We start from the raw sequence: 4534 nt of genomic DNA on the forward strand, positions 1-4534 counted from the left end.
GGTATGAATGCATTCAATACGGCCCCGCTCATCTGTGGTTACCTGCAGCACGCGGTTGCTGCTGTCGATGATCTGTTGCAGATAGCCGTGCCCGTTATACCGGAACTGTATATGAAACCCTGCGGGGTTGCTGATTTCAGACAGCATATAACTTCCGTCCGGCGCCGGTTTTGCATGGAACCGGTAAGTCAGCTGCTCTTTGCTTTCCAGGTAATACCCGCTGCCATCGCGGCGCCACCATAATTGTTCTATCCTGTTATAATAACTGCCTCCTGCCGGTAGTGCCGGCATTATTGTTTCGCGGCCATCGGCCAGGCGGATACTGAAGTAACCGTTATGCAGATCATACAGGCTGAGGTTATAGCTGTGATGCCAGTTGTAGCCCAACGGACCGGGTACTTCCGCACTGCTGTAATAGGTACGTTCCCATACCAGCGGTATGGGTCCGGGCAACTGAAAATCTATATTGGAAGAAACTACCCGTCCGCTTACCGCATCTACGGGTTCTCCGAATCTTTTACACTTAAAATCCTGCAATACCGCCGCCAGCTTGGGAAAGCGGCTTTCTATTTTATTGATCACTTTCTGTAAAGCAGCGCCTGCGGCTTTCGACAATCCTTTCAGTCCCAGTTTAAACATGAGCTGGAACAGGTCGATAGTTGGGGGACCGCCTACCAGCACAGGTTTCCCTCCCGACGTCATGATCAGCAGTACCGAAGTAGGCGCCATCAGTGCGAAGGCGGAGCTTTTTTTATTGAGCCTTGGCGGGGAAGGCAGTCCAACAAGGTTACACGACAATGCCGGGTGGAACTGGGTAGAAAAAGGACCGCCATCCGCCAGCACGGTAGAACTGCCCATCCACATTTCGGAGGCGGCTTTCGGCTTTACGATGGGAAATGGCAGGTGTGCTATGATGGCGGGCAAATGCAGGATGGGTGTACCTGCATTGGCGATCCATTGGTTATGTACTTTTACGGAAGGGCTCAATGCATGTACCAGCATTTGTGCGGTAGCAGCAAGTGAAAAAGGTTGCGGCTCCGGTTCTTTTCCTTCCTCCACGGGTGGCGGAGGAGGTGGTGGTGGTACCACGCTGGCAATAGCAGCCATAATAGCGCCTATAATATCGAACACCATACCGATATGAGGCACCGGTAATAAGGGTGAAGGTGGAAATACGGAATCATGAAAATCTATACCTATACCAAGGTCAAAATACTTTGCAGCAGGCATGCCCGGGAAAGCGGGTAATATGCTGGCCATTCCTTTCTGAATATGATCCAGTGAGTTTTTCTTTTCTGCAAATAATTCTCCAAAGCCTTTATTTTCTACTGGCATGATATACTTACTTTGCTCCCTTCCGGGATATGGTCTTAGTTAAACTCAAACAATGTGGACTTACGTCTTACGGTGGCTTTGTCCATCCCTTCTGCCTGCAGCAGTGTATCCCAGTCATCACCCAGGAGTTCCTGCAGGTTACCTTCCAGTACGCGGAGGTCTTCCGGTCCCCTGATCTTTTCACACAGATGTACTGCCATCGCTGCTGCATGAAGGAAGGTGGATTGTCTTCTTACCTCCCGTTCCAGGTAGCTGCCACCGGTGATGGCCAATAACAGGTTTTCAAATGCTATATTTAACTGACCCAGTTCATAGTGCAGGTGTCCGCAAAGCCGGTATCCTTCCATGATCATAAAGGCATCGCCTTTATTCACGGCTTCCAGTGCCAGCGCTTCATACAGTGCAATGGCCTGTTTCCTTTTCTTTTTACCCGCCAGTATGGCCGCATGGATCATGATACAGGATTTCCAGGTAGGGTAACCGGCAGGATCTCCTTTATCCATCAGTTGTCTCGACAAGCGGATCGCTTTATTGGCATAGCCGGCACTTTTATCATTCTCGCGCGCCATGAAATAAGCCTGTGCAGCTATCATTATACCCGCTACTTCATGTACTTCCCCGCCCATTTTTTTGCTGAGGGAAAGCAGTGCGGCTACTTCCTGGTCCAGTGCCGGCGTACCCGGTTGTGTGGTACAATCCAATACTTTACGGATCTGTTTACGGAAACGGGCATCGGTGCTGATGGTATCGGAATTACCGCCGTCCTTGTCCATTTCATGATTAATAGCTGCCACCATCTGCAGGGAGGGCTGTAATATTTTTACCTGTTCGGTAAATACTTTGGGGATAGTGATGCGGGGATTGGTAACTACATCAATGGTTACCAGGCGGATGCCTTCCGGCAGCCCCTTTTTCAGCACATCGGTGTACCAGCCGCCTGCATCAGGCTGATCAGTTCTTAAGGGAGGAAAATAAACACAGCACCCGGTGTCTTCAAGGCCGCGGATGCATTCCATCAGGCGGCGCAGTTCCTTCCAGATGCTTTGTACTGTTGGCGGCAGGCTGCGGTCGGGATGATAGTCTGTTTTCAGCAGCCCGTCTTTTTTCAGTGCGTGGTAAACATCGTACGCTTCGCGCGGCAGTGGTTCAAACCATTCCAGGTATTCCTTCCACAATGCTGCTTCATATGCGGTATGATCTTCCTGGTAAGGTGTATCAAACCGGAAAAATATCTCTTTAAAAATACCGATGGCGGTACGTTCTGTTTCCAGGAATTTATCAATGATGTCTACATCGGCATACTGCACCAGCCAAACAGCCAGCTTCCATTGGTGGTCGCTGTCGGCGGTAGCCCATGTATCCCTTACTTTATGAAATTCCTGTCCTATAGTTGGTGAGGTGGTCATAAGCCGGCTTTAAAGGATCAGGAATTTATTTTCACCAGCCCGCCGGAAACCACCACATCGCCGTTACCGCTAACGGTAACATCTTTGTTGCCGTTCACCATTACAGAGGCGCCGGTAATGTTGGCATTTTTACTTCCGGAAGCGAGCAGGTCTTTCGATATCAGGGTAAGTGATTCTCCTCCTTTTACTACGGCGTCCTTACTATTTATGGTCACTGTTTCAGATCCTTCCAGGTAAATTCCTTTCTTCGCAACAATAGAGCCTTGCTCGGAAGCGCCGATGCTGAATTTTTCGGAAGTGATGGTAACTTCTTTGGAAGAAATGTCCATTTTAGTTTTTGCGAAGAGAGACATTTTTTCAGTGCCATCTATGAAGATCTTGTTACCCGATTTGTCTGAAATTGTTACGCTGCCATCGGCATCGTTCAGTAAGATGGAGATACCGGAGCGGGTACGGATGGCTTTCATATCGTTGTTGGCGGTACCAAATCCCGATTTGCCTTCCCCGTTGTAGGTGGTGCCCAGTACAAAAGGCAGTTCAGGGTTGCCGCCTTCAAAATCCACTACTACTTCCTCTCCTTTTTCCGGTACCATGTACATGCCTTTGCTGCCTCCGCTGTGGGGGGCTACCACTCTCATCCAGGGGGTCATGCCCTGCTGCTGCCATTTAAAGCGGGCTCTTACCCGTCCAAGGTCTTTAGGGTCATGATTGTCTACCACGGTGGCGCTCTGCGCTTCACTGAAGGGAACATTTTCCAGGTTCACCGGCGGCGCTGCTGCATCTGCGGGGATCCCTTCAAACTCGTTGTAATAGTCGCCGTTACCGGTTACATGATGCGTAAGCCCCCAGATCATAAATTTCCCGTGGTCGTCATTGGCATATACATTTTCCTTGATGGAGATATGATCTCCCACCCGCAGGGAAGTTTGCCTGCTGCTGCCTTTCAGCTGTACCATAGCGGCCATGCGTCCTTTTTTCTGCCGGGTTATCAGCGTATCCAGTTCGGCTTTGGCATTACTGGTAAACGCATGATTCATTTTATAGGTAGAAGTATTGCTGTATAATTTTTCACTGAGTCCCTGTACATGCGAGGTATAATCGTTCACTTTCCCGGCGGGCTGTGCTAGTGTAGTGTTTTCCACAACTTTGCTGTTCCGGTAATCGTATCCGTTCAGCTGCTGGTTGTTGGGTTGCACCTTCATTTCCAGGTCGAAGCTCATGAGGTCAACCAGGTGTACCAGCGACACTTCGCGGGGCTGGTATTTTCCGAAAACCACCTGTTGCCCGTTGTAAAAGAACCATTCGCCAAAGCGTTCGGAGAGGCGGTGGAGAAAATCGAACGACGTTTCCTTGTATTGCACAATATACTTCAGCGGCGAGGTGGTGTTTGGATCTACCTGGGGGCGCGCCACATAGGGCCCGCAGGCTTTCAGCGTGGTATTCACAATGGAGCCGAGGTCCTGGTTTTCAAAGGCCTGTACATGCAGGTCGTTGTTCAGCAGGATAGTGGGACTGTATCCGCGGATCACACAAAACCCGTGCGTACCGTCGCTTTCTTTTCCCGAGCTTACGGACATTACGATGCCATTGAAAATAAGCGGCTCATACGACTGTAACTGTTCAAACGCCTGTATGGTAATGCTTACTTCCTTTCCCAGGAAAGCTTTGGTGGCCGATACAATACCGGGCCCCAGTTCCTGCAGCCAGTCGTAGCCTATTTTCAGCTCAAAATAATGATGTCCCTGTAACTGTTGTTCCAGGCGCAGTGAATGAAATTGTTTAAACTGTTTGTC

At 49.8% G+C, this 4534-nt stretch carries 3 protein-coding genes; all 3 read right to left on the reverse strand.

What is annotated here, in order from left to right:
• A partial coding sequence (locus VN105_RS22835; protein ID WP_325644556.1) for a DUF6531 domain-containing protein occupies positions 1-1335 on the reverse strand: 1335 nt, incomplete at its 3' end.
• A gap of 35 nt (positions 1336-1370) precedes the next feature.
• Complete coding sequence (locus VN105_RS22840) at positions 1371-2741, reverse strand: hypothetical protein (RefSeq protein ID WP_325644558.1); 1371 nt, start codon at positions 2739-2741, stop codon at positions 1371-1373.
• 17 nt (positions 2742-2758) lie between these two features.
• On the reverse strand, positions 2759-4534 hold a 1776-nt coding region (locus VN105_RS22845; RefSeq protein ID WP_325644560.1), incomplete at its 5' end, for a type VI secretion system tip protein VgrG.

Origin of the sequence: Chitinophaga sp. (assembly GCF_035564935.1) — a bacterium.
GTDB lineage: Bacteria > Bacteroidota > Bacteroidia > Chitinophagales > Chitinophagaceae > Chitinophaga.